The sequence below is a fragment of the Sphingopyxis macrogoltabida genome, assembly GCF_001314325.1.
In the GTDB taxonomy this organism is placed as follows: Bacteria; Pseudomonadota; Alphaproteobacteria; order Sphingomonadales; family Sphingomonadaceae; genus Sphingopyxis; species Sphingopyxis macrogoltabida.
The window spans coordinates 2,619,996-2,645,077 of record NZ_CP009429.1; the positions used below are offsets into that span (position 1 = coordinate 2,619,996).

Here is a 25,082-nt window from a genome sequence, read left to right on the forward strand (position 1 = left end):
GCAAAACAGGTCATGACAGGCGATAAAAACTCACCATAATGCGCACACTATGGCCACGATCGACCGCTATTATTTCAACGTCTGCACCAAGGGCGCCGAGCGTCGGGGCCGGTCGCTCGACGCGCTTGTCGCAGGTACGGGTCTTTCGTCGACCGATTTCGCTCACCCCGGCTGGCGCGGACCGGTGGAAGCGATGGCCCTGCTCGTTCGCAACATCTGGGCGGCGCTCGACGACGAATATATGGGTTACACCGCCCGCCGCGCCGCGCCGGGAAGCTTTGCCTTCGCTTGCGAGCTGGCGCTCGAAGGCCGCGATGTCGCCGACGGTCTCCGCCGCGCGGCGCGCTTTTACAATCTGCTCGATGCCGGGATTGTCACCGATATCCACGCCGCCGACGCCGGGCTGGTCGTCGAGGTTTGCTTTGCCGAACCGGACCGCGATCCCGACCATTATTTCAGCGAGTTCTGGATGATCATCTGGCACCGCCTCGCCTGCTGGCTGGCGGGCGAGACGATTTCGCTGCTGTCGGCCGAATTCGATTACCCCCGTCCCGGCGCTTATTTCGAGGAGTTCAAATATCTCTTCCCCTGCCGCCATCGCTTCGATGCTGGCGCGCGGCGGATCGTAATGGACGCGCATGCGCTGCACGCGCCGATCCGCCGCACGCCGGCCGAGCTGGAAGCCATGCTGGCGGCCGCCCCGCTCGATATCATGACGATCCCCGCCAGCGACGTCAGCGCGGCGCGGCGGGTACGCCAGCTTCTGACGCGCAGTCCCGACCTGACCCTCGACGAACTCGCCGCGGAAGCGCGCCTCTCTACGCACATACTGCGCCGCCGTTTGCGCGCCGAAGGAACCAGCCTCGCGACGCTGCGCGAAAATGTCCGGCGCGACCGCGCGACGCGGCTGCTGACGTCGAGCAACGCCACGGTCGAGGCGATCGCCGAAGCGCTTGGCTATGCCGAAGCGCGTTCCTTCACGCGCGCCTTCCGCCACTGGACCGGGCTGTCGCCGTCGGCGTGGCGCGCGAGCGGCGGCGCGCATCAGACACCCCTTGCCGCGCCCCGCCGGCGGGTCTAGTCGCCTTGCTGTGAGTCCGGCAAAGCGTCCCCTGCCAGCATCGCTGGCCCCCTTCCGCTTCCCCGCCTTTCGCGCCATCTGGACCGCCAACCTCGCCTCGAACATGGGGTCGATGATCCAGTCGGTCGGCGCCGCATGGCTGATGACCGAACTCACGGAGTCCCATCTCTTCATCGCCGCGGTGCAGGCAAGCGCGACGATCCCGATCCTGCTGCTCGGCGTCTTCGCAGGCGCGATCGCCGACAATTTCGACCGCCGCGCGGTGATGCTCGCGGCGCAGGGCTTCATGCTGGTAGCCTCGGCGTTGCTGACCGTCACGACGTGGACGGGCGTGCTGACGCCGGTCGCCCTCCTCGCCTTCACCCTCGCGGTCGGCTGCGGCACAGCGCTCAACTCGCCCGCATGGCAGGCGTCGGTGCGGTTGCAGGTCGGGCATGCCGATCTGCCGCAGGCGATTGCGCTCAACACCATCGCCTTCAACCTCGCGCGCAGCGTCGGCCCCGCGCTCGGCGGGCTGCTGATCTCGCTCGCCGGGCCAACCGCCGCCTTCGCGCTCAATGCGGTCAGCTATGTCGCGCTGATCATCGTGCTGCTGCGCTGGCATCCGGAGGTGACGCCGCCGCGCCGCACCCCGATGCTGGCGGCGATCGCAGTCGGCATCCGCTTTTGCATGGGGTCGAGCCCGGTGCGCCGCGTGCTGATGCGCGGTTTCGCTTTCGGGCTCGGCGCGGCGGGGTTTCAGGCGCTGCTGCCGTCGCTCGTCCGCGACCGCCTGCACGGCAGCGAAATCACCTATGGCCTCTGCCTCGGCGCCTTCGGTATCGGTTCGATCTTCTGCGCGCTGTGGATCGGCAGCGCGCGGCGGCGCTGGGGCAGCGACCGCGTGCTCGGCGTTGCGGCGATGGCGTTCGCGGCGATGATGATCCCGGTCGCGCTGACGCAGAATCTGCTCGTCGTGATCGCGGCGGCCTTCGTCGCCGGCGGTGCGTGGGTGACGACCTTCACGACGCTCAACGTCGCGATGCAGCTCCGCTCGCCCGAGGACATTCTCGGCCGCTGCCTGTCGATCTATCAGGCGGTGACCTTCGGCGCGCTGGCGCTCGGCGCCTATCTGCTCGGGCTGCTCGCCGATCTGACCACCCTGCCGACCGCGATCCTCGTTTCGGGCGCCTGGCTTGCGGTTGCGGCCGTCGTGCTGCGCATCGTCGCGCCGATGCCGACCCGCGACGAAGGGCGGGTACTGCCATGACGGCGCGGCGTGTTGCCGGGGTGGTGCTGGCGGGCGGACGGTCGCAGCGCTTCGGCCGCGACAAGGCGGAAGAGGTCTATGACGGCCGCAAGCTGATCGACTGGTCGATTGCGGCGCTGGAGCCCTTCGTCGACACGATCCTGATCTCCGGCCGCGACTATCCGCCTTATCCGTGGGCGCCCGACCGCCCGGACACCGGCATGGGCCCGCTCGGCGGCATCGCGGGGGCGATGGCGGCGGCACAGGCGGCGGGCTGTACGCATCTGCTGTCGCTGCCATGCGACGCGCCGCATATCCCCGCCGATCAGCTCGCGCGCCTTTGCGAGGCCAGGGACTGCGCCTATCTGACCGCCTGTCCCGTCATCGGCCTGTGGCCCGTCGAACAGGCCGAACCGCTGGCAAGGCATCTTGCGGCGGGCGGTCGGCGCTCGGTACGCGCCTGGGCCGACGCACAGGGTGCGACCGCGATCGACGGCGAAGAGATCGCCAACATCAACAGCATCGAGGATTTCGAGCGACTGACCCGTCGTTAGAGTCTGCCCTGAACCCATTGAGGCGTCGTGATTGCCCTGGGAAGTTTGCCGGCAAGGAGCGGCGCGCCGCGGGGGCTGGTTGCCCCTGCCAGCGACGCGACGACGTCCGGCGGACTTCCCAGGGCAACCGCTGCGCGGCGGGCCGATTTTGGCTCAGGGCCGCGTCCCTCGTCGGTCACTATGCCTCGGCATGGCTCCCTCCTCGCTCCTCGCCCTGAGCCAAAATCGGCTCCGTCACGACGCCTCAATGGGTTCAGGGCAGACTCAAAGGAAAGGCCGGCGCGCGACTGACCATCGCCGGCAATGCGCGGCCCATCACGCCGGTAAACCAGTTGGCCGCATCGACCGCGCGCGGCAGGTCCAGTCCCGTAGCGATCCCGCTGCGTTCGAGCATGTAGGCGACGTCCTCGGTCGCGACATTGCCCGCCGCGCCGGGCGCGAAGGGGCAGCCGCCGAGCCCGCCGAGCGAGGCATCGACCGTCGCCGCGCCCGCCGCGACCGCCGCCCACACATTGGCAAGGCCGGTCCCGCGCGTGTTGTGAAAATGCACCCGCACCGGCAAGCTGCCAACCGCTTCGCGCACCCGCCCGACCATTTCGCTGACCTGCGACGGCACGCCGACGCCGATCGTGTCGGCAAGCGCGATCTCGCGCGGCTGCGCGTCGGCGGCGCGCTTTGCCATTTCAACGACACGGGCGATCGCGATCTCACCCTCGAAAGGGCAGCCGAAGGCGGTCGCGATCGTGATCTGTCCGCTTCGTCCCGCCGCCTGCGCGAGTTCGACGATCTCCATCGCTGCGGCGAGCGATTCGCCCGACGACTGCCCCTGATTTCGGATGCCGAACGTGTCGCTCGTCACGCAGACCGCGCCCAGTTCGTCGATCCGCCCGGTCGCCAGCGCGCGCTCGGCGCCGCGCCGGTTGAGCACGAGCCCGATAAAGGTGACGTCCTCGCGCTCAGGCAGCATCGCGACCAGTTCCTCGGCGTCGGCGAGCTGCGGCACCTTCTTCGGATTGACGAAGCTCGTCACCTCGATCCGCCGCGCTCCATAGGTGATCGCACGGCGGATCAGTTCGGCCTTGCCGGCGGTCGCCACGACCGTCGCCTCATTCTGCAGCCCGTCGCGCGGGCCGACCTCGACCATTTCCACCGCCAGATTTTCCGCCATTTTGCGTTCCGTTTCCGCCCGAGTCATTTTGCAGGTTGAAAATTACATAGTATTCTAAGTATATCGAATCCACAAGAGTGATGCCCAGCCGGCGCAATATGCGTCATAACCCGGCCGGGGCACCGAAAGGAATGGAATGACGAACACAGGGGGAGCGCTGGACGGCATCAGGGTGGTCGAGATGGGGCAGCTCATCGCCGGTCCCTTCTGCGGCCAGTTGCTCGGCGACATGGGTGCCGAGATCGTCAAGCTCGAACCGCCGGGCACGGGCGACCAGATGCGCAACTGGGGCCAGGGCGACAAACCGAGCTGGTGGCGCGTCATCGCGCGCAACAAATATTCGGTGGCGGTCGACCTGCGCAGCGAGGAAGGTCAGGCGCTGGCGCGCGAACTGATCGCCAAGGCCGACATCCTGATCGAGAATTTCCGCCCCGGCACGCTCGAAAAATGGAACCTCGATCCCGCCGAGCTGCGCAAGACGAACCCCGGGCTGATCGTCGTGCGCGTGTCGGGCTATGGTCAGACCGGACCCTATTCGGCGCGCGCCGGCTTCGGCGGCATCGGCGAGGCGATGGGCGGCTGGCGCGGCATCGTCGGCTATCCCGACCTGCCGCCCGCGCGCATGGGCGTGTCGATCGGCGATACGCTCGCCGCGACTTACGGCTGCATGGGCGCGCTCGCGGCGCTTCATCATCGCAGCAAGACCGGCGAAGGCCAGATCGTCGACTCGGCGCTGTACGAAGCGGTGCTGCAGGTGATGGAATCGACCGTCTCCGACTATTCGGCGAGCGGCACCAAGCGGCGCCGGACGGGGTCGACGCTGCCTGCCATTGCGCCGTCGAACGTCTATCCGTGCAGCGACGGCGAATATCTGATCGGCGCCAATCAGGACGGCGTCTTCGCCCGCCTCGCCGCAGCGATGGGACGCCCCGAACTGGCGAGCGACGAACGCTATGCGACGCACCGCGCCCGCGGCGTTCGGCAGGAGGAACTCGACGCGCTGATCGGCGAATGGACCGCGACGATGACAATCGCCGAACTGGAAGCCAAGATGGTTGCGGCAGGCGTCCCCGCGGGCCGCGTCTTCGACGCCGAAGACATGCTCGCCGACCCGCATTTCGCCGCGCGCGAGGCGCTGGTGACGGTCGCCGACGAAGAACTGGGAGAGATCCGGATGCAGGGGGTCTTCCCGAAACTGTCGGCGACGCCCGGCAGCGTCCGCCGCCCCGCGCCGCTCACCGTCGGGCAGGATACTGGCGATGTGCTCCGCCGCTGGCTCGGCCGCGAAGGATAAGGCGATGATCACCCTCTACGGCGGCCCGACCCCCCAATGCGCGCAAGATCGCGATCGCGCTGCTCGAAATGGGGCTCGCATGGCGGCTCGAACCCGTCGATATCCTTGCGGGCGACCAGCTCACTCCCGAATTTCTCGCGCTCAACCCGAACAACAAGACGCCGGTGATCGTCGACGACGAAGGCCCGCACGGGCCGGGCTTCGTCCTGTGGGAAACCGGCGCGATCCTGCTTTACCTTGCCGAAAAGACCGGTCGCTTCCTGCCCGCCGATCCGGTGAAGCGCGCGATCTGCTGGCAATGGCTGATGTTCCAGGTCTCGGGCGTCGGCCCGATGTTCGGGCAGGAGGCGCATTTCACCCATTATGCCAGCGAGCGGCACGACTACCCCATCGAGCGCTACAGCCGCGAGGTCGACCGGCTGATGATGGTGCTCGACAAGCGCCTCGGCGAGGCCGAATGGCTGGCGGGCGACGAATATACGATCGCCGATATGGCCACCCTGCCCTATCTCCGCCGCCAGTTCATCGACAAGGCCGGACGCTTCCCGAACGTCGAACGCTGGGGCGCCGCGATGCTCGAACGGCCTGCCGTCGCCGAAGGCATGAAGGTCGGGGTCGCCCGCCCCGAGACGATCGAGGGCGGGCTAAGCGGTTTCACTGACGAGCATCGCGCGATCCTGTGGGGCGACCGGCAGCATGTGAAACGGTGAAGCGGAAGTCGCAAAAATTCATCCGCCGGGATTTTTTTCGACAAAGATTGCTACAGCCTCTGAAATTGTCGGCTTCCATAATTGAGTGTCAGATGGAAAGGCATTCAGAAACGCTTCTAATGTTCCGTGAGGAGCAATCATCTCATCAGCGCCGAGGTCTCGCCCCTCGTCGAAGGTGACATAATTGGCGAAGGCAATCCAAACCAAGCCTGTGTCCAAGTTCCGAAAACCGACATATCTCGCGGCGATCTTTGAATCCACGCGCCTCCAAACAGCTATCTCTTCAAACATTAAAGTTCACCCGAAGATACCCTGAAAAACGGGCCCATCGCCAATGCTATAGTGTCCGCAACAAAGCTACAATCGGCTCAAAGCAAACGTCTCAATCCCCCTTCACCGCCGCTTGGTTCGCTTCGCCGAACATGTTCGACCACTCCTTCTCATCCAGCGTCTGGTGCCGTCCGACATATTTCGCCGGCGCCTTCAGATCGTCGCGCGCCATCGCCCGCGCCACCGCCGGCCGCGCCCGGATGCGTTCGAACCAGCCGTGCATCGCGGGCCATTCGTCGAGCCCCATACCCATGACGAACGCCGAGGCACGCCCGGGCCAGATCGCCATATCGGCGATCGTATAGTCGTCACCCGCGACATAGGCGCTCTTCTCCAGCCGCTTTTCGAGTACGGTGAGCAGGCGGTTCAGCTCCTTCGTATAGCGTTCGACGGCATAATCCTGTCCGGCCGGGGCATAGCGCAGGAAATGGCTCGCCTGCCCGCCCATCGGGCCCAGCCCCGCGACCTGCCAGGTCAGCCACGACAGCGTCGCGGCGCGCGCCGCACCCGATGCGGGCAGAAAGCGCCCGCTTTTTTCGGCAAGATATTGCAGGATCGCACCCGATTCAAAGACCGCAATGGGCTCGCCGCCTTCGCCGGGATCGTTATCGACGATCGCCGGCAACTTGTGATTGGGATTGATCCGTCCGAACGCCGCGGTGAGCTGGTCGCCCTCGAAGATGTCATAGGGAATGACGCGATAGGCGGCGCCGATCTCCTCGAGCATGATCGCGATCTTCTGCCCGTTCGGGGTCGCGGAATAGTGAAGATCGATCATCTCAGCGGATCTCGTGAAGGACATGGCGGACGCCGAAATCGGTGCGTTCACCGACCCCGACCGCGAGCAGGCCGTTCAGCCAGCCATATTTTACGCTCGCGGTTTCGAACACTGGCGCGATTCGCAGATAGTATCGCGACGGATCGACATCAGGCGCCGCGGGATCGGCAAAGGCGGCGCGGACATCGTCGGGAATGACGTTGCGCCCGGTGTAGGACAGATAGATGAGTTCGCCGTCATCGGTCTGCCATACCGCGCGGGCATCGAAGGTGCCGACCGAAGCCGCCTCTCCCAGCCGTCCGCTGCGCGACCAGTTGCCGCCGCCGGGCAGGACGATACCGTTGATTCGCGGTCCGAAAAACCGCCCGCCGCTGATATATCCCATGCGATGATCGCCGAATGGCGACACGCCCATTCCGATGATGCCGCCGCCGACCTCGAACTCCACCGTGCACAGATGGGTGCTTGCGAGAGCGGGATAACCGGCTTCTCCATTTTCATCGTTCATCTTGCGAATCCTCTTCCAAAGCTATGGACAAGCATAAAACCATTAGTATACTAAGGGTCAATCAGATTGACGGATCGGGGTCCCCTCCCCGGCACCGTCGGCATCGTTCCAAGGGAGGGTAGCATGAAGGCGTTCAACCAGATTCTGTTGTCGGGAGTCGCGACGGTCGCGATGACGGCATTCGCCGCGCCGGCGCTGGCGCAGACGGCGGCCGCAGAAGCCGACGACAGCAACACGAACGAAATCATCGTCACCGCGCAAAAACGCGAACAGAGCCTGCAGGACGTGCCGATTTCGATGGAAGTCGTCAGCGGCGCCAAGCTCGCCGAGTTCAACACCAGCGACATCAAGGCGGTGATGAACTACACGCCGAACGTCTTCGTCCAGTCGACCGCGGGCAACGACGTCATCTATATCCGCGGTTTCGGTTCGCCGCCGGCGAACTTCGCCTTCGACCAGTCGGTCTCGCTCTATGTCGACGGCATCTACGCCGGCCGCAGCCGCCAGGCGCAGGCGCCCTTCTTCGACCTCGAACGTGTCGAAGTGCTGCGCGGCCCGCAGGGTGCGCTGTTCGGCAAGAACACTGCGGCGGGCGCGGTCAGCGTCGTGTCGGCCGGGCCGACCAGCCAGGCCGAGGGCGCCTTCACCGCGCTCTATAATTTCGACCACAAGGGCTTCGACGTCTCGGGCTATGTCTCGGGCCCGCTCAGCAGCACGCTGTCGGCACGCCTTGCGTACAAGATCGTCAAGCAGGACGGCTATATCCGCAACCTCGCGACCAATCACGACGATCCCGAAACCAAGTCGCAGCTCGCGCGCCTGACCGTCAAGTGGGAGCCGTCGAACGACTTCGACTATACGCTGAAGGCCGAATATGGGAACCGCGACATCGTCGGCGGGATCACCGTGTCGAGCCCGCTGACCAGTGGCCAGGATCCGCAGGACACGCGCTATCTCGAACGCTCGGCGCTCGGCCGCGAAGGCAACCGCAATGAATCGGTGATGATCTCGGGCGTCGGCAACCTCGCACTCGGCGATTTCACCCTGACCTCGGTCACCGGCTATAGCTGGTTCAAGTCGAAGATCACCAACGGCTTCGACCAGACGATCCCGAACAGCGGCGGCGCGCATACCGTCAACTCGGTCTACAACGCCTTCCCCGAACGCTTCGACCAGTTCTCGCAGGAAATCCGCATCCTGTCGCCGGTCGGCGAAACCTTCGAATTCATCGTGGGCGCCTATTACGACAAGTCCGACTATACGCTGGAACAATATCAGGGCTTCAACATCCCCAACCTGTTCCTTTCGATCCCCGGCGCGACGCCGACCGATCCCCGCATCCCGATCTTCGACGGTCCGTATCTGGCCCGCATCGACAGCATTTTCCGCCAGAAGGCCGAAAGCTGGTCGGTCTTCGGACAGGGCACGCTCAATATCAGCGATGCCTTCCGCGCGATCGGCAGCCTGCGCTATTCGCACACCAAGAAGGACGGCAGCTTCCGAACCACGCTGGCGTCGGCTTCGAACGGCCTCAACGGACAGCCCTTCCCGCTGCGTCCGATCACCAACGCCGACGGCTCGATCAGCGAGGGCAATGTCGATCCTTCGGTGACGCTGCAATATGACATCGCCCCGCGCATCATGGTCTACGGGACCTGGGGCCGCGGGTCGAAATCGGGCGGTTTCGTGTCGAACACGCTCGGCACCGTCGACAGCACCTTCACCTTCGAACCCGAACGGTCGGAGAATTTCGAGGCGGGCATCAAGTCGACGCTGCTCGACGGCAAGCTCGTCGCCAACGTCTCGGTCTACAAGACGAAGTTCAAGGACCTGCAGGTCTCGGTCTACCAGCCCGCGACGTCGAGCTATCTGACCGGCAATGCCGCCGCCGCGACGTCGAAGGGGGTCGAAGGATCGCTCAGCATCTTCCCGGTCCCCAATTTCGACATCAGCGCCTCGGCCGCCTATTCGGACATCAAATATGACGATTATCCGGGCGCCGCGTGCCTCGCGTCGCAGCCGGTGACCTGTACCCCGGCGACGAACAACCTCGCCGGCTTCCCGGTCGCCTATTCGTCGAAGTGGACGGGCAGCGTCACCGCGCATGCGCGCTTCGACATGTCCGATGCGATGAAGCTCGACATCACCGGCGTCGCCGCCGGCCGCTCGAAATATTTCAATTCGGACAACCAGAGCCCGATCTTCGGCGTCCAGGGCGGTTATGTGAAGCTCGACCTGCGCGTCCAGCTCGCCGATCAGGACGATCGCTGGCATCTCGCGCTGGTCGGCAAGAATCTGACCAACCAGAAGACGATCGGCAGCGCGTTCAACCTGCCGGCGCCGATCACGCCGGTTCCGCGCGCGATCCTCTACCTCGAACCCACCCGCAACATTTCGGTCGAGGCCGGGTTCAAGTTCTGATGTCCCGGGGCCCGGCCGCGATCGACGCTTTCCTCGACAGGGAAGCGGCGGTCGCGGTCGTGACCTCCTATGCGTCGGCGCTCGATGCGCGCGACTGGGTCGCGTACCGCGCCCTCTTCACCGACGAGATCGCGATCGATTATGGCGCGATCGGCTCGCTCATCGCGACGGTGCCCGCGGACGAGTGGACGAACCGCTGCAAGACGCTCGAAGGCTTCGACGCGACCGCGCACCGCCTGCACAATATCGTCGCGACGATCGACGGTGACCATGCGACGGTGGCGAGCATCGTCGATGCCGTCCATCTCGTCGGGATCGAGGACCGCGCGCTGCTCGGCGACCTGATCGGGCGCTACACGCATCGGCTGGTGCGGCACGGCGGGTGGAAGATCGCCGGCGTGACATTGACCGTCGTCGGCTATCCTGCCGGAAAGGAGGCGTTCGAAGCCGCCTTCGCCGCCGCACGCGCCATTTTCGCCGAAGGAAGTACCGGATGATCGATGTCTATTTCACCCCCACGCCGAACGGCCACAAGGTGTCGATCATGCTCGAAGAGACCGGGCTGGCGCATAATCTGATCGCGATGAACATGCTCGAGGGCGATCATCTGACCCCCGAATATCGCCGCATCAACCCCAACGGCCGCCTCCCCGCCATCGTCGATCACGACCCCGTCGGTGGCGGCGCGCCGCTACCGGTGTTCGAAAGCGGCGCGATCCTGCTCTATCTCGCGGAGAAGAGCGGGCAGTTGCTCCCCGCCGATCCGCGCCGCCGGTCGCAGGCGCAACAATGGCTGATGTGGCAGATGGCAAGCTTCGGTCCGATGCAGGGTCAGGCGCATCATTTCATCCGCTACGCGCCCGAAGGACAGAGCTATCCCGTCGAACGCTATCGCAACGAAACGCTGCGCCTGCTCCATGTCCTCGACGGTCGGCTACGCGAAGCCGAGTATCTGGCGGGCGAATATTCGATCGCCGACATCGCATGCTGGCCATGGACGCGGGCGATCCGCGCGATCGGCCTGACCCTCGACGATTATCCGGCGGTCGCCGACTGGTTCGCGCGGATCGGCGAACGCCCGACGGTGATCGCCGGCACCGACGTCAAGAATGCCGCCAACCTGTCGAGCGCGCGGCCGGTGCTGACCGAGGAGCAATGGTCGAACCTGTTCGGCAAGAATATGCTCGAAGCGCCGATCCGCTAAACCGTATCGGCGTGGCCCCACTGATATTCGACCTGCCCGTTCGACCGCCGCACCGCGACCCAGTCGCCGCCCGCAAGACTGTCGTCCTCGATCAGCGCGATCACCCCGCCGGCAATATCCTCGGGCAAGCACGCCTCGTTGTTCGCCAGCACCGTCTTCATCCATTCGGACTTGCCGCCCGCCCCCGTCGTATCGAGGATCGGCGTGTCGACCAGCCCCGGCAGCATCCCTGCGACGCGGACGTTGCGTTCGCCCTTCAGCGAAGCGCAGCAGCGCGTGAACATCATCACCGCCGCCTTGGTCGTCGCATACATCGCATCGTAGAAGCCGGTGCCGAGCGCGACGGTCGAGACGGTGTTGACGATCACCCCGCCGCCGCGCGCTTTCATCGCCTGTACGGCGATCTGCGTCGCCGTGACGAGCGACGTGATGTTGACGTCGATGATCCAGCGGACGCGCGCGGAATCGACGTCGGGGAATTGCGGCAGACCCGAGACGACGCCAGCATTGTTGTGGAGGATATCGACGTCGCTATGTGCCTGGAACCACGCCTCGACCGCCGGGATATCCGAGAGATCGAGCCTGTGCACGCTGGCCTTCGCGCCCGCCGCCTCGACCAGCCGCGCAGTCTCGGCGAGCCCTGCTTCGTTGACGTCGACCAGCGCTACCATCGCCGCGCCGCGGCTCGCCAGCATCACGGCGGTCGCGCGGCCGATCCCGCCCGCCGAGCCGGTGACGATCGCGCTCTTGCCCGTGATATCCATCTCTTCTCTCCCGTCGATCTTGTCGCTACCGTAAAGCACATTGACAGATAAACTTAAATACCTAAGTATTTTTTGACCGAGAAGACTCGTGCGTTTTTGGGGAGAGTTATGACCGAAGCCACCGCGCTCAATGCCGGCGCCGCAGCGTCCGACAGCTGCCATGCGCTGCGCCGCAATGTCGCGCTCGCGATGCTGTTCGTGGTCGGCACGATCAACTTCGTCGACCGCCAATTGCTGTCGGTTCTGGTCGAACCGATCCGCGCCGAAATGGACTTCAGCGACACCCAGTTCGGGCTGCTGACCGGCCTCGCCTTCGCGCTTTTCTATGCCGCGATGGGGGTGCCGGTCGCGATGGTCGCCGACCGCTGGAACCGGGTCAAACTGATCGGCATCGCCTGCGTCGTGTGGAGCGGTTTCACCGCGGCCTGCGGCATGGTCTCCAACTTCTGGCAACTCGCGCTGATGCGCTTCGGGGTCGGCGCGGGCGAAGCGGGCGGCACCGCTCCGTCGTTGTCGGTCATCGCCGACTATTATCCGCCGGCACAGCGCCCGCTGGCGATCGGCCTCTTCACCTGCAACGGCCCGTTCGGCGTCTTCGTCGGCGCGACTTTCGGCGCGTGGGCGGCGGCCAATATCGGCTGGCGCAATGCCTTCATCGTGATCGGCATCGTCGGAATCCTCGTCGCACCGCTGCTGATCTGGCTCGTCCGGGAACCGGCACGCGGCGCGATGGACACGCACAAGCCCGCCGACGAAGCGCTTCCCTTCAGCCAGAGCCTCGCGATGTTCTGGCGCCGTCCGTCGCTGCGCATGGTGATGATCGGCAGCGGCCTCGCGGCTTTCGTCAGCTATGGCATGCTCAACTGGATCCCCGCCTTCCTGATGCGCACCCAGAAAATGCCGCTCGACGCCATGGCGACATATTTCGGGCCGGCCGCGGGGATCACCTTCGGCATCGGCATCCTCGGCGGCGGCTGGCTGGTCAGCCACCGCGCGAAGACATCGGCGCGCGCCTATGGCACCATTCCCGCGCTCGCCACCCTGGTGCTGATCCCGACCTTCATCGCCGCTTTGCTCGTCGATAGCTGGCAAGCCTCGCTCGCCCTGATGCTGATCCCGATGGCGGCCTGCACCGCTTACGTCGCCCCCGCCCTCGCACTGGTCCAGAACCTCACCCCGCCGCGCAGCCGCGCGACCGCCGCTGCGGTGCTGATGCTGATGTTCAACATCGTCGGCCTCGGTCTCGGGCCGCTGTTCGCGGGGATCGTCAGCGACGCGCTCAAGCCCGCGCACGACGTCGACAGTCTGCGCTGGGCGCTGATGGCGCTGATGCCCTTCGCCGCCGCCGCGGGGATCGCGCAGTACCGGATGACGCGCTATCTTGAGAAGGATTTCGCCGAATGACCGACGTCGCTGGCAAGACCGCCTTCATCACCGGCGGCGCAAGCGGGCTCGGCCTCGCCACCGCAAAGGCGCTCGCCGCAAAAGGTGCCGCGGTGATCCTCGCCGACATCGACGGAGTGGGCGCCGAGGCTGCCGCCGCAGACCTGCGCCGCGACGGCGCCAACGCCCTCGGCCTTCAGCTCGACGTCACCAGCGAGGAGAGCTGGGCCGAAGCGGGCGCCAAGGCGCGCGATTTCGGCCCGGTCCGCATATTGTTCAGCAACGCCGGGGTCGGCGGCGGTTCGGGTCCGTTCGAGCAATATGACACCGACGTCTGGCGCTGGAACTATGCGGTCAACGCGCACGCGCATCTCTATGCCTGCCGCACCTTCCTCGGCGAGATGAAGGCATCGGGCGAGCCGAGCCATCTGGTCATCACCAGCTCGATGGTCGCGATCGTCCCGCCGCCGATCTCGGTCGCCTATATCAGCTCCAAATACGCAACGCTCGGCATCGCGATGGCGCTACGCAACGAACTCGCCGAAAGCTGCGTCGACATTTCGGTGCTGATGCCCGGCATGTCGGCGACGCGGATCGTCGAGACGACACGCGACCTCCGCCCGGTCGAGGTCGAGGTCGGCAAGGCCGCGGCAACCAGCCAGGCGATGCAGGGCGTGCTCGCGGGCGGCATGTCGCCGGACCGGATCGGCGCGCGTGTCGTGCAGGCGATCGAAAACGGCGATTACTGGATCTTCACCCACCCCGAATGGAAGGCGATGGCCGAACTGGTGACTCAGGACATGCTGGCGTCCTTCGGTCCTTCGGCCGATCCGGGGTACAAGGGCGACGATATCGACGGGCTGATCGCGGCCAACGGCGGCCGCATGTTCGGCGCGAAAGCTTAAGGAGCAGACACATGGCAGAACAGGACGACATCCGCGCGATGGCGCAGCGTTTCTTCGACGCGATCGAGGCGGGCGATATCGAGACGATGCGCGGCAGCTTCACCCCCGATGCCGAAATCTGGCACAACACCGACGAGCTGATCGTCACCCGCGACCAGACCGCGCAGACGCTGACCGGCATGGTCGCGCGGATCAAGGACCGCGAATATGCCGACCGCCGGCTCACCACCTTCCCCGGCGGCTTCGTCCAGCAGCATGTCCTGAAAGGCCGCCGCGTCCATGACGACGGCGAAGTCCGCCTGCCCTGCGCCATCGTCTGCAAGGTCGCGGACGGCAAGATCACCCGCCTCGACGAATATTTCGACAGCGCGCACGTCGCCGAGTTCCGCAAATTCGCCAACGCCTGAGGAGTTAGCCATGCCCGTCCTGCGCCAGGTTCCCCGCTCGGAAGTTACCGACGAGACCGTCACCGCTTATTACAACCGTCTGTTCGGCGACCGCGACCCCGTCGCCGAACCCGGCACCGCGACCGGCACGCCCGGCGACTGGTGGACCGTTTTCGCGCTGTCGCCCGACATCTTCGAACATGCGGTCAAGGGTTTCGCCGTTTATCGCAACCCCGCGCGCACGATCGATCCGGTGCTGCGCGAACTCGGCCAGACCCGCGCCGGCTGGGTCAAGGGCAGTCAGTTCGTCTTTTCGCAGCATTGCAAGTCGCTGCGCGGCCTCGGCGTCAGCGAAGAGAAGATCGCCGCCATTGCCTATTGGACCGTCGCCGACTGCTATAACGAACAGGAACGCGCGGTGCTCGCCTATGCCGACTGCCTGAGCCAGGCCGGCGGGCGCGTCCCGCTCGAGGTGTTCGACAAGCTCAAGACCTTCTGGAACGACGAGCAGATCTTCGAATTCACCTACATCACCTGCCTCTACGACATGCATGCGGTGATCACCCGCGCGCTGCGCATGGAATATGACGCGCGCGAAGACCCGATCGTCGAAGTCGCGGCGCCCGAAGGCTTCAGCGCCGCCGACTTCCTCAGCGCCCCACGCCCCGCGAACGGCTGATGAGCGATTACGGCGCCCCCGAGGTCGTCGCGACGGGCCTTCGCTTTCCCGAAGGCCCGGTGCCGATGCCCGACGGATCGGTGCTGCTCGTCGAGATCGCGCGCGGCACACTGACCCGCGTCGCGCCCGACGGGTCGCTGTCGGTCGTCGCCGAACCCGGCGGCGGGCCGAACGGGCTCGCGATCGGCCCCGACGGCGGCGCCTATGTCTGCAACAATGGCGGCTTCCAGTGGATCGAGGCCGGCGACCTGCTCTTTCCCGGCCATGCCGCCAACCCCGATGCCTGCGGATCGATCCAGCGCGTCGATCTTGCGACCGGCGCCGTGACGACGCTCTACGACAGCTTCGAAGGCGAACGGCTGAAAGGCCCGAACGATATCGTCTTCGACGCGGACGGCGGTTTCTGGTTCACCGATCATGGGCAGGTGCGCGGCACCGGCCGCGATCATGGCGCGATCTATCACGCTGCCGCCGACGGATCGAAGATCACGCGCCAGCGCGCCGAGATGATGGGGCCCAACGGCATCGGCCTGTCGCCCGACGGCAAGACGCTCTATGCCAGCGAGACGATGACCGCGCGCGTCTGGGCGATGGACATCGTCGCGCCCGGCACGCTCGCACCGCCGCCGCCATGGGCGCCCGGCCGCTTCATCGGCACGCCGCCGGCCTTTCGCTTGCTCGACAGCCTCGCCGTCGAGGAAAGCGGCCGCATCTGCGTCGGCACGATGGTCGAGGGCGGGATCACCGTCTTCGACCCCGACGGGCGCGCGTCCGAGTTCGTGCCGCTGCCCGACATCGGGATCACCAACATCGCCTTCGGCGGCGCCGACCGCCGCGATGCCTATATCACCGCATCGACCACCGGCACCCTTTACCGCGTCCGCTGGCCGCGACCGGGCCTGCGATTGCATTAATCGTCAACTTAATTGACAGTTATTGCCTCCTATGCTAGGAAAGACTCAAGGAAGAGGATGGGCATGAAATTCTATAACTCAATCGGCCCCAACCCGCGCGTCGTGAAGCTGTTCATGGCCGAAAAGGGTATCGAGATTCCCGAGGTCATAATCGACCTGCGCGGCGGCGAGAACCGCCGGGCACCCTATAATGTCGAGGTCAATCCCGCGGGCCAGACCCCGGCGCTCGCACTCGACGACGGCAGCGTCCTCACCGAAATCACCGCGATCTGCGAATATCTGGAAGAGCGTTTTCCCGAAACGCCGCTGATCGGCAGCACGGCGGAGGAGCGCGCGAACACCCGGATGTGGACCCGCCGGGTCGATATCAAGATCTGCGAGCCGCTGACCAACGGCTTCCGCTTTGCCGAAGGCCTGCCGCTGTTCGAGCCGCGGATGCGCTGCCTGCCCGAAGCGGCGGCGGGGCTGAAGGCCATCGCGCAGGACGGCATCGCCTGGCTCGATCCGCTCATCGCGGGCCGCGATTTCATCGCCGGCGACACGCTGTCGCTCGCCGACCTGCTGCTCTTCGCCTTCCTCGATTTCGGCGTGTCGGTCGGCCAGCCGGTCGACCCCGCCTTCGCCAACGTCAATGGCTGGTACGAACGGATGAAGGCCCGCCCCAGCGCCAACCCCAACTGAGTTTATGAAAATAGGAGACGGATCATGGCTGCAACCAACAACGAATTCGAATTCCTCGGCGTCAACCACCTCGCGCTCGTGTGCAAGGATATGGCAAAGACGGTCGAATTCTACCGCGACATCCTCGGCATGCCGCTGACCAAGACGATCGACCTGCCGGGCGGACGCGGCCAGCATTTCTTCTTCGACATCGGCAACGGCGATAGCCTCGCCTTCTTCTGGTTCCCCGAAGCGCCCGAGGCAGTTCCGGGCATTTCCGCCCCCGCCGCGCTGCCGACGCAGGGCAGCTTCATCTCGGCGCACGGGTCGATGAACCATATCGCGATCAACGTCCGCGCCGACAAGTTCGACGATTATTACAACCGGCTGGTGGAAAAGGGCATCAACGTCAGCAAGGTCCTGAACCACGACGACAGCCCGATGCAGTCGACCGACGAACTCCACCCCGGCGTGTTCGTCCGCTCGGTCTATTTCTTCGACCCCGACGGCGTCTGCCTCGAATTCGCAGCATGGACCAAGGAGTTCGACGAGAGCGACGTCGCGCACGATCCGGTGCAGGCCGACGGGACGAAGCGCGAAGGCTTCATCACCGGCCGCACCCCGGTGCTCGCCGAATAACAAGTGTTTCTACTGGGAAGCACTCCGGCCCGGCGGCACAACCGCCGGGCCTTTTTTGCGACCTTGTCGCGGCCGGACGAAAGCGCGATAGGATGCCGGCAACCAACGGAAAGGTCCGGCCATGAGCGAACTGACCATCTGGACCTATGACTGGGTGCCGGAAATGCCGCGAGGGTTCGTCCGCGACCTGCGGCTCCGCTGGGCGTGCGAAGAGGCGGGGCTTCCCTATAGCGTCCGTACCGTCGCGTTCGACGATCGCGCGACCAATCATCTGGAACAGCAACCCTTCGGCCAGGTGCCGTTCCTCAGCGACGGCGAGGTCGAGATATTCGAGAGCGGTGCCGGACTGCTCCATCTCGCACGCAAAAGCGAACGGCTGATGCCCGGAGACACGGCGGGCGAAGCCGAAACGGTGCAATGGACGATCGCCGCGCTCAATTCGATCGAGATGGTCTCGGTCCCGTGGTGGTTTCTGAAAATCTCGGGCGATGCCGACAACAAGCTGGCCGGATGGCTGACCATGCGCCTTGGCCAACTCGAGGACATATTGCGCGAACGCGAGTGGCTGGCGGCCGGGCGCTTCACCGTCGCCGACCTGCTGATGGCCGATGTACTGCGCGTTGCCGATGTCCGCGCGTTCGGCGACCGGCCCGCGACCGAAGCCTATGTCGCACGGATCACCGGCCGTTCCGCCTTCCGGAAAGCCTATGCCGACCAGATCGGCCATTTCGAGGCGGCCGATGCCCGGCGCTGAAGCCCCCTCGTTTCACCCCACCGCGCGGTCGCGCCCTTCCCAATAGGGCGCGCGCAATTCGCGGCGCAGCACCTTGCCCAACGGGTTGCGCGGCAGCGCATCGATATAGTCGACCCGCTTCGGCGCTTTGTACGCCGCGATCCGCTCGCGCGCCCAGGCGATGACATCCGCGGGTTCGGGACGGAGGTCCGCCGACGCCACCACCAGCGCCATCACCGCCTCGCCCCATTTGTCGTCGGGGATGCCGATCACCGCGACATCGGCGACGCCGGGGCACCCCATGATCGCGCTTTCGACCTCGGCCGGATAGACATTCTCGCCCCCCGACACGATCATGTCCTTGATCCGGTCGTGAACATAATAAAAGCCGTCGGCATCGCGGTAGCCGACGTCGCCGGTGTGGAGCCAGCCCCCAGCAAGCGTTTCCTCGGTTGCCGCGGCGCGGTTCCAATATTCCTTCATCACGATGCCGCCGCGGATCGCGATCTCGCCGATCTCGCCCTCGCCGAGTTCGTTGCCCTCGCTATCGAGGATCGCCATCGCCGCCCCCGGCCACGGCTGGCCGCAAGACGTCAGCTTGCCGGGCAGGTCATGCGCGGCCGGCGACAGATAGGAACCGCCGCCGGCGGATTCGGTCATGCCATAGAATTGCACGAAGTCACAGCCGAAGGTCGCCCGCGCGCGGCGCAGCACATCCTCGGCGATCGGCGAAGCGCCGTAAGCGATCGACTTGAGCTCCGGATACGCCGCCCCGTCCGCATCGGGCTGGAGCAGCATCATCTGGATCATCGCCGGGGCGAGGAAAGCATGCGCGACATCTTCCTCGCGCAGCATGCGGATCGCGTCGGGTGCGGTGAAATCCTTGACCAGCACCAGCCGCCCGCCCTGCGCCAATCCCGAGAAACTGACGTTCGTCCCCGCGACGTGGAACAGCGGCATGACGATCATCACCGTCTCGTCCTCGCCGTAGGCGAAGCCGTCGACCTCGGTCGCGGCCTCGAGGAAGGTCCGGTAATTGGCGTTGGTCAGCACGACGCCCTTGGGCAGGCCCGTCGTCCCGCTGGTGTAGAGCTGGAGCACATCGTCGGCGAGCTGCGGCACGTCGGCGGGCGGCGCGTCGGACGCGCCCGCCAGCCACGCCTCGAACGGTTCGAACGCCGGGTGCGCCCCGTACAGGGCGATCAGCCGCGGCGGCGAAGCCAGCCCCGCGACCGCAGCCAGCGCGCAATCGAAGAAATCCTCGCCAACGAACAGCAATTTCGGCCCCGCATCGCCGAGAATGAAGCCGATCTCGCCCGGCGCCAGACGGCAATTGATCGGCGCGAAGCAGGCCCGCGCCCGTGCGGTGCCGAAGAACAGCGGATACCAGCCGTCATGATTCTTGGTCAGCGCCGAGACCCGGTCGCCCGGCGCGATGCCAGAGGCGATCAGGGCGTTCGCAACGCGGTTCGACCGCGCATCGAGTTCGGCGAAACTCGTCTCGCGCGCCCCGAACTTTACCGCAGTCGCCTGCCCCCGCGCCCGCGCCTGCGCCGCCGGTATGTCGGCCAGCGTCCGGATGGCGTCCAGATCGATCATTTCGCTCTCCCCAATTCCATTTCGCGCTCCTGTTTCGCTTGAATTAGATAGAATACTAAGTAAATACTGGCCAGCCTGAAAATCGAGAGGATTGGCCTTGTTCGACCACCCCATATTGCCGACGACGATCGTCGGAAGCTACCCCCAGCCCGACTGGCTGATCGACCGCGAACGGCTGAAGGCCAGCCTGCCCCCGCGCGTCCGCGCCGAGACGCTGTGGCGTATCCCCGAACCATGGCTTGCCGACGCGCAGGAAGCCGCCACTCTGATGGCGATCCGCGATCAGGAGGAGCTGGGCATCGACATCGTCGGCGACGGCGAGATGCGCCGCGAAAGCTATTCGAACCGCCTCGCGACGGCGCTGTCGGGGATCGATAGCGAAAAGCATGGCACCGCGGTCGACCGCACCGGCAATGCCAACCCGGTGCCGCTCGTCTCGGGCCCGATCCGCCGCGTCGCGCCGATCGAGGCGCAGGATGCCGCGTTCCTCCGCCGCCATTCGACCAAACCGGTCAAGCTCACCCTGCCCGGCCCGTTCACGATGACGCAGCAGGCGGAAAATGGTTATTATCCCGACGCGCGGGCGCTCGCGATGGACTATGCCGACGCGGTCAATGCCGAGGTGAAGGATCTCTTCGCGGCGGGGGTCGACGTCGTCCAGCTCGACGAACCCTATCTGCAGGCGCGCGCTGCCGAGGCGAACAGCTATGCCATCGAAGCGATCAACCGCGCGCTCGACGGCGTCGGCGGCACGACCGCGCTCCACATCTGTTTCGGCTATGCGATGGTCCATCATGGCGCGGGGGCGACGGGGCCTAAGCCCAAGGCCTATGATTTCCTCGCCGAACTCGAAGCCTCGGCGATCGACGTCATCTCCATCGAGGCGGCGCAGCCCGGGCTCGACCCGGCGATCCTCGCCGAACTGCCCACCAAGACGATCATGTACGGCGTACTAGACCTGTCGATTCCGGATGTGGAAACTCCCGAGGTCGTCGCCGGCCGCATCCGCGAGGCGTTGCGTTATGTCGACGCCGAGCGGCTGTGGATCGCCCCCGATTGCGGGATGAAATATCACAGCCGCGAGCATTCGCAGGCCAAGCTCAAGGCGATGGTCGACGGGGCCGCGCTGGTTCGGGCGGAGATCAAATGACCTTGCTCGTCATTGCGAGGAGCCTAGCGACGAAGCGATCTCCAGCTACCGGCCTTGAACCGAGGTCGATGGCTGGAGATTGCTTCGCTACGCTCGCAATGACGATGCTTAGCCGTCGATAAAATCCCTCAGCAACGGCACCACCAGCTCCGGTGCCTCGACCGTCGGCAGATGCCCCGCGCCCGCAATCACTTCGAGCCGCGCCCCCGGAACCGCATCCACAATCTCGTCATGGTGCGCCCGGCTGGTGATGCCGTCCTTCTCGCCCCAGATCAGCAGCGTCGGCACCGCGATCTCGCCGAGCCGCGGGCGGCTGTCGATGCGCGCCATGATCGCGCGCTGCTGCGCGAGGAAGGTGTCGGCGCCCGTATCGGCCGCCATCGCCCGCGCGATGGCGAGCAACCGTTCGTCATTCCGCTTCTCTTCGGGAAAGAGGATCGGGATGCGCTCCTCGACGACCCGGTCGAAATTGCCGCTCTCGACAAGGTCGATATAGCCTTGCCGCCGCGCCGTCTGCGCCGGACCGTCAGCCGAGGCGAGCGTCGAGATCAGCGCGAGCTTCGCGACGCGTCCGGGCGCGCGGCGCATCACCTCGAACGCGACGAAACCGCCCATCGCGTGCGCAACCAGCGCGAATTTGGGCGGCGCATTGTCGAGCAGCCGCTGCGCGAAGCCCTCGATCGTATCGTCGCTGCGATTGTCGGCGACAATCACCTCGCGGTCCGCCCAGGCATCGAGGAGCGGCTGCCACACGGCATCGGTCAAAAGCTGACCGGTAATCAGAACGATGGGAAGCGACATTAGACCACCTGATGAAGAAGCGGCTCGCCCGCCGCGAGGCGACGGCAATTCTCGTGCGCCACGGTGAGGCTGCGCACCAGCGTTTCGGGCGTGAGCCAGGCGATATGCGGCGCGAGCACCGCGTTGGGCAGCCCGAGCAGCGGATTGCCGCGCGGCAACGGCTCTTCGGCGAAGACATCGAGCCCGGCGCCGCGCAAATGCCCCGACGTCAGCGCTTCGACCAGCCGTGCCTGATCGACCAGCTCGCCGCGCGCGGTGTTCACCAGCACCGCACCCTTTTTCATCGCAAACGGATCGATGCTCGCCCGCGTCCCGTCGGTCAGCGGCATATGAAGCGACACGATATCGCTTTCGGCCAGCAGCTGGTCGAGCGGCATAAATTCATAAGGCACGTCGCGCGGGCTGCGCGCGGTATAGACGACCTTCGCGCCCAGCGCCGCGAGCACCGGCGCGAGGAGCTGCGCCGAATTGCCGAAACCGACCAGCCCCACCGTGCGCCCGCCGATCTCGCCGACGCTGTCGAGTTCAGACGGGTCGGCACTCCAGCCTTCACCGGCACGCGTCCGCGCATCGAAGAAGCAGGTGCGGCGCAGCACCGCCATCATCAACGACAGCGCCATTTCGGCGACCGCCTGGCTGTTCGTGCCGGGCATGTTGCAGACCGCGACTTTATGGTCGCGCGCGGCATCGAGCGCGATCGTGTTCACGCCAACGCCGAGCTTCTGGATCAGTTTGAGGTTCGGTGCCGAGGCGATGAACGCCGGCGTCACCGGGGTCAGGACGTGGAGCAGCGCGGTGATTTCGCCCGCCACCTCGTCGAGCGGCGCTGCCTCGTCGACATGCACGACGACGCCCGCCCCGAAGATCGCATCGACGGCCTCGCGAAAGCCGGGGCTCGGCCGGGCGTGAAGGACGATCATGCTGCCACTCGCCCGATCGATCCAGCAAAGGCCGAGAAGCCCGCGAACACTGCATCGCCGCCCATCGCTTCCTCGATCCGCAGCATCTCGTTCCACTTCGCCATGCGTTCGGAGCGCGTGAAGCTGCCGACCTTCAATTGCCCGGCATTCCAGCCGGTCGCGAGATGCGCGATCGTGACATCCTCGCTCTCGCCCGAGCGCGCCGAAACGATCGCCCCCCAACCGCGCGCCACCGCGGCGTCGAGCGCCGCCTTCGCCTCGGTCACCGTGCCGACCTGGTTGACCTTGATCAGCGCCGCGTTGCACACCGCCGCCTCGACCGCCCGTTCGACACGCGCCGCGCTGGTGACGAGGACGTCGTCGCCGATGATCTGGACGCGCTCGCCGATCGCCGCGGTGACGGCGGCCATCGCCGTCCAGTCGTCCTGCCCCGCGGGGTCCTCGATCGACAGGATCGGATAGCGACCCGCCCATTCGACGATCCGTGCCGCCATTTCCTCGCCCGACAAGCGCCCGTCGTCGAGCGCGAGATTATAACCATCGGCATCGCCCAACTCGTTCGCCGCGATGTCAAGCGAGATGAACACCTCCTCGCCCGCGCGGTGCCCGCTCGCCTCGATCGCCTTGGTCAGCGTGTCCAGCGCATCCTCGTTCGATGCGAAATTGGGCCACCAGCCGCCCTCGTCGGCGACGCCCGACAAGGGCCCCTTGGCTTCCATCAGCTTGCCCGCGGCGCGATAAACATCGTCGGTGATTTCGAGCGCGCGGCGGAAGCTTCCGGCCTTCGGGCACATGATCATGAAATCCTGTACGTCGGTGCGCCGCCCGGCGTGAGCGCCGCCGCCGAAAATCTGGATTTCGGGAAGCGGTACGCGCACCTTGCGCCCCTCGGCCAGATAGCGCCACAACGGCTCGCGCGCGTCCGCCGCGGCAGCGTGCAGCACCGCCATCGACACCGCGACAACGGCATTCGCGCCGAGCCGCGCCTTGTTCGGCGTGGCGTCGAGATCGCATAGCGTCTTGTCGACCGCGGCCTGGTCGCGCGCGTCCATGCCCGCGAGCGCACCCGCGATCTCGGCGCCGATCCCTGCAACCGCACCATTCACCCCGAAGCCGCCAAATGCCGCACCGCCATCGCGCAGGTCGATCGCTTCATGCGCCCCTCGCGAAGCGCCGGCGGGAGCGATCGCGCGGCCGATGGCGCCCGATTCCAGCACAACCTCGGCCTCGACGGTGGGCCGGCCGCGCGAATCCCAGAGCTGGCGGCCGGTGACGGAGGCGATACGCGAAGTCATGCAAGGTTCCTTTTCCAGTTGGCGACCAGTTCGCCGAGCGGCGACGGGCGGGCGATCAGCGCCCGCGCCTGATCGCGCACGATGTTTTTATGTTCGGGGTCGGTCAGATACGGCGCCGGCGACTTGCCCTCGACCCGGGCGAGAAGCAGCGCCGCGGTCAGTTTGCCCGCGCGTAGCATCAGCCCGTCGGCATCTTCCCAGTCGATCCCGGCGCGATAGGCGTCGACCAGCGCCGCCGCCGCATCGTTCAGCCGCGCGTCGCCCGACCACACCGCCTTGAGCAACAGGTGCGTGGTGCAAAAGGCGAGGTCGAAGGCCGGATCGCCATAGACCGCGCATTCGGCGTCGAGAAACACCGGGCCATCGGCGCTGACGAGGATATTCTTCGGGCTGACGTCGCCATGGGCCAGCGCGATCTTGCGCCCCGAAAGATCGTCGGCAAGCGCAGTGAGGACGGGCGCGAGTTCGGCGTCATGCCGCGCGACATGGAGCAGGAACGGATCGACGCGCAGCGCGCGGAACATCTCGTCGTTCGGGAAGTCGGCGCGATCGCTTTCGTTATGCGCGGTCGCGGCGTGAACCGCCGCGATGCCGGTACCGACCTGCGCCGCGAAAGCGACGTCGACACGTCCCGCCATCAGCTCGTCTTTCCACACCGGACAGCCGGGCAGGAAGCGCATCGCAAAGGCATGCCCCGTCGGCAGTTCGGCGAGAACTTCGGGCGCGAGCCGCGGATCGACCCCGCGCGCACGCCGCAACCAGCGGACCTCGCTCGTCCCGCGTTCGACCGGCGCGAGCCATTCGGCGGCGACGCGAAGCTGGGGCAGCGGGCGTTTGACGACGATCGGACCGGTCGGCGTCTCGACCTTCCACACATCGCACGACACGCCGCCGGTCAGCGGCTGAAGGACGACGTCGCCCTCGCCCGTCAGACCGGCGTCGCGCAATCCGGCAATGATTTCGGCCTCCGCCGTCACG

27 protein-coding genes and 1 pseudogene are annotated in these 25,082 nt (G+C 66.0%); 18 read left to right on the forward strand and 10 right to left on the reverse strand.

The genetic code is table 11. The features are described 5' to 3' along the window. Positions 1-49 precede the first annotated feature (49 nt). From LH19_RS12970 to mobA, 3 genes are read left to right on the forward strand one after another with little or no spacing between them, the layout of a single operon-like run. The gene (locus tag LH19_RS12970; protein WP_054728581.1) at positions 50-1,081 is read left to right on the forward strand and encodes an AraC family transcriptional regulator; all 1,032 of its coding nucleotides are present in this window, start codon (positions 50-52) and stop codon (positions 1,079-1,081) included. A 10-nt stretch (positions 1,082-1,091) separates the two neighbouring features. Further along, positions 1,092-2,330 carry an MFS transporter gene (locus LH19_RS12975; RefSeq protein WP_167346259.1) on the forward strand — a complete coding sequence of 413 codons (1,239 nt, stop codon included), beginning with the start codon at positions 1,092-1,094 and terminating at the stop codon, positions 2,328-2,330. Further along, entirely contained in the window at positions 2,327-2,863 is a 537-nt protein-coding gene (mobA, locus tag LH19_RS12980) for a molybdenum cofactor guanylyltransferase (RefSeq protein ID WP_054728587.1), read from the forward strand. The genes LH19_RS12975 and mobA overlap by 4 nt, the downstream gene beginning before the upstream one ends. Before the next feature lie 253 nt (positions 2,864-3,116). Here the strand turns inward: mobA and LH19_RS12985 are convergent, their stop codons facing one another. Next, a complete protein-coding gene (locus tag LH19_RS12985) occupies positions 3,117-4,031 on the reverse strand; it encodes a hydroxymethylglutaryl-CoA lyase (RefSeq protein WP_054728590.1) in 915 nt (304 codons plus the stop codon). A 136-nt stretch (positions 4,032-4,167) separates the two neighbouring features. On the opposite strand from LH19_RS12985, the gene LH19_RS12990 reads away from it, so the two are divergent. From LH19_RS12990 to LH19_RS29640, 3 genes and pseudogenes are all read left to right on the forward strand, one after another. Further along, the gene (locus tag LH19_RS12990) at positions 4,168-5,325 is read left to right on the forward strand and encodes a CaiB/BaiF CoA transferase family protein (protein WP_054728593.1); all 1,158 of its coding nucleotides are present in this window, start codon (positions 4,168-4,170) and stop codon (positions 5,323-5,325) included. A gap of 41 nt (positions 5,326-5,366) precedes the next feature. After that, a pseudogene (locus tag LH19_RS29635) lies at positions 5,367-5,564 on the forward strand (glutathione S-transferase N-terminal domain-containing protein); the annotation flags it as partial. A 93-nt stretch (positions 5,565-5,657) separates the two neighbouring features. Beyond that, a complete protein-coding gene (locus LH19_RS29640; protein ID WP_257720453.1) occupies positions 5,658-6,035 on the forward strand; it encodes a glutathione binding-like protein in 378 nt (125 codons plus the stop codon). A gap of 18 nt (positions 6,036-6,053) precedes the next feature. On the opposite strand, the gene LH19_RS28680 is transcribed toward LH19_RS29640, so the two are convergent. From LH19_RS28680 to LH19_RS13005, 3 genes are all read right to left on the reverse strand, one after another. Beyond that, positions 6,054-6,296, reverse strand: coding sequence for a hypothetical protein (locus tag LH19_RS28680; protein WP_145923372.1), 243 nt, complete (start codon positions 6,294-6,296; stop codon positions 6,054-6,056). Positions 6,297-6,417: 121 nt separating this feature from the next. After that, positions 6,418-7,143: a glutathione binding-like protein gene (locus tag LH19_RS13000; RefSeq protein ID WP_054728595.1), complete on the reverse strand. Its 726-nt coding sequence runs from the start codon at positions 7,141-7,143 to the stop codon at positions 6,418-6,420. A gap of 1 nt (position 7,144) precedes the next feature. Next, positions 7,145-7,651 carry a DUF3237 domain-containing protein gene (locus LH19_RS13005; protein ID WP_054728599.1) on the reverse strand — a complete coding sequence of 169 codons (507 nt, stop codon included), beginning with the start codon at positions 7,649-7,651 and terminating at the stop codon, positions 7,145-7,147. A gap of 123 nt (positions 7,652-7,774) precedes the next feature. On the opposite strand from LH19_RS13005, the gene LH19_RS13010 reads away from it, so the two are divergent. Genes LH19_RS13010 through LH19_RS13020 form a run of 3 tightly spaced genes read left to right on the forward strand, consistent with a single transcriptional unit; the run spans position 7,775 to position 11,276 of the window. Next, positions 7,775-10,072, forward strand: coding sequence for a TonB-dependent receptor (locus LH19_RS13010; RefSeq protein WP_054728602.1), 2,298 nt, complete (start codon positions 7,775-7,777; stop codon positions 10,070-10,072). Continuing rightward, on the forward strand, positions 10,072-10,569 hold the full coding sequence (locus LH19_RS13015; RefSeq protein WP_054728605.1) for a nuclear transport factor 2 family protein: 498 nt from the start codon (positions 10,072-10,074) through the stop codon (positions 10,567-10,569). The genes LH19_RS13010 and LH19_RS13015 overlap by 1 nt, the downstream gene beginning before the upstream one ends. Next, entirely contained in the window at positions 10,566-11,276 is a 711-nt protein-coding gene (locus LH19_RS13020; RefSeq protein ID WP_054728608.1) for a glutathione S-transferase N-terminal domain-containing protein, read from the forward strand. Before LH19_RS13015 ends, LH19_RS13020 begins: the two co-directional genes overlap by 4 nt. On the opposite strand, the gene LH19_RS13025 is transcribed toward LH19_RS13020, so the two are convergent. Beyond that, positions 11,273-12,040 carry an SDR family NAD(P)-dependent oxidoreductase gene (locus LH19_RS13025; protein WP_054728613.1) on the reverse strand — a complete coding sequence of 256 codons (768 nt, stop codon included), beginning with the start codon at positions 12,038-12,040 and terminating at the stop codon, positions 11,273-11,275. The genes LH19_RS13020 and LH19_RS13025 overlap by 4 nt on opposite strands. 108 nt (positions 12,041-12,148) lie before the next feature. Between LH19_RS13025 and LH19_RS13030 the strand changes: the two genes are divergently transcribed. From LH19_RS13030 to LH19_RS13065, 8 genes are all read left to right on the forward strand, one after another. Beyond that, on the forward strand, positions 12,149-13,444 hold the full coding sequence (locus LH19_RS13030; protein ID WP_054728617.1) for a spinster family MFS transporter: 1,296 nt from the start codon (positions 12,149-12,151) through the stop codon (positions 13,442-13,444). After that, a complete protein-coding gene (locus tag LH19_RS13035) occupies positions 13,441-14,328 on the forward strand; it encodes an SDR family NAD(P)-dependent oxidoreductase (RefSeq protein WP_054728619.1) in 888 nt (295 codons plus the stop codon). Before LH19_RS13030 ends, LH19_RS13035 begins: the two co-directional genes overlap by 4 nt. Before the next feature lie 11 nt (positions 14,329-14,339). After that, complete coding sequence (locus tag LH19_RS13040) at positions 14,340-14,735, forward strand: nuclear transport factor 2 family protein (RefSeq protein ID WP_054728622.1); 396 nt, start codon at positions 14,340-14,342, stop codon at positions 14,733-14,735. Between the two features lie 10 nt (positions 14,736-14,745). Further along, complete coding sequence (locus tag LH19_RS13045) at positions 14,746-15,393, forward strand: carboxymuconolactone decarboxylase family protein (RefSeq protein WP_054728624.1); 648 nt, start codon at positions 14,746-14,748, stop codon at positions 15,391-15,393. Continuing rightward, complete coding sequence (locus LH19_RS13050; RefSeq protein WP_054728628.1) at positions 15,393-16,307, forward strand: SMP-30/gluconolactonase/LRE family protein; 915 nt, start codon at positions 15,393-15,395, stop codon at positions 16,305-16,307. The genes LH19_RS13045 and LH19_RS13050 overlap by 1 nt, the downstream gene beginning before the upstream one ends. A 63-nt stretch (positions 16,308-16,370) precedes the next feature. Continuing rightward, positions 16,371-16,988 carry a glutathione S-transferase family protein gene (locus tag LH19_RS13055; RefSeq protein ID WP_054733511.1) on the forward strand — a complete coding sequence of 206 codons (618 nt, stop codon included), beginning with the start codon at positions 16,371-16,373 and terminating at the stop codon, positions 16,986-16,988. Positions 16,989-17,012: 24 nt separating this feature from the next. Beyond that, entirely contained in the window at positions 17,013-17,606 is a 594-nt protein-coding gene (locus tag LH19_RS13060; RefSeq protein ID WP_054728630.1) for a VOC family protein, read from the forward strand. A 121-nt stretch (positions 17,607-17,727) separates the two neighbouring features. Next, positions 17,728-18,360 (forward strand): glutathione S-transferase family protein, encoded by a 633-nt coding sequence (locus LH19_RS13065; protein WP_054728632.1) that lies wholly within the window; start codon positions 17,728-17,730, stop codon positions 18,358-18,360. Positions 18,361-18,372: 12 nt separating this feature from the next. Here the strand turns inward: LH19_RS13065 and LH19_RS13070 are convergent, their stop codons facing one another. Beyond that, positions 18,373-19,938: a long-chain-fatty-acid--CoA ligase gene (locus LH19_RS13070; protein ID WP_054728635.1), complete on the reverse strand. Its 1,566-nt coding sequence runs from the start codon at positions 19,936-19,938 to the stop codon at positions 18,373-18,375. 115 nt (positions 19,939-20,053) lie between these two features. On the opposite strand from LH19_RS13070, the gene LH19_RS13075 reads away from it, so the two are divergent. Next, positions 20,054-21,088, forward strand: coding sequence for a 5-methyltetrahydropteroyltriglutamate--homocysteine methyltransferase (locus LH19_RS13075; RefSeq protein ID WP_407696742.1), 1,035 nt, complete (start codon positions 20,054-20,056; stop codon positions 21,086-21,088). Positions 21,089-21,196: 108 nt separating this feature from the next. Here the strand turns inward: LH19_RS13075 and LH19_RS13080 are convergent, their stop codons facing one another. The 4 genes from LH19_RS13080 to LH19_RS13095 are packed head-to-tail and all read right to left on the reverse strand — an operon-like array spanning position 21,197 to position 25,081. Next, the gene (locus LH19_RS13080) at positions 21,197-21,889 is read right to left on the reverse strand and encodes an alpha/beta fold hydrolase (RefSeq protein ID WP_054728640.1); all 693 of its coding nucleotides are present in this window, start codon (positions 21,887-21,889) and stop codon (positions 21,197-21,199) included. Next, positions 21,889-22,809: an NAD(P)-dependent oxidoreductase gene (locus LH19_RS13085; RefSeq protein WP_054728642.1), complete on the reverse strand. Its 921-nt coding sequence runs from the start codon at positions 22,807-22,809 to the stop codon at positions 21,889-21,891. The genes LH19_RS13080 and LH19_RS13085 overlap by 1 nt, the downstream gene beginning before the upstream one ends. Then, positions 22,806-24,104, reverse strand: coding sequence for a phosphopyruvate hydratase (eno, locus tag LH19_RS13090; RefSeq protein WP_054728645.1), 1,299 nt, complete (start codon positions 24,102-24,104; stop codon positions 22,806-22,808). The genes LH19_RS13085 and eno overlap by 4 nt, the downstream gene beginning before the upstream one ends. Further along, positions 24,101-25,081: a phosphotransferase family protein gene (locus LH19_RS13095; protein ID WP_054728648.1), complete on the reverse strand. Its 981-nt coding sequence runs from the start codon at positions 25,079-25,081 to the stop codon at positions 24,101-24,103. Before LH19_RS13095 ends, eno begins: the two co-directional genes overlap by 4 nt. Position 25,082 lies beyond the last annotated feature (1 nt).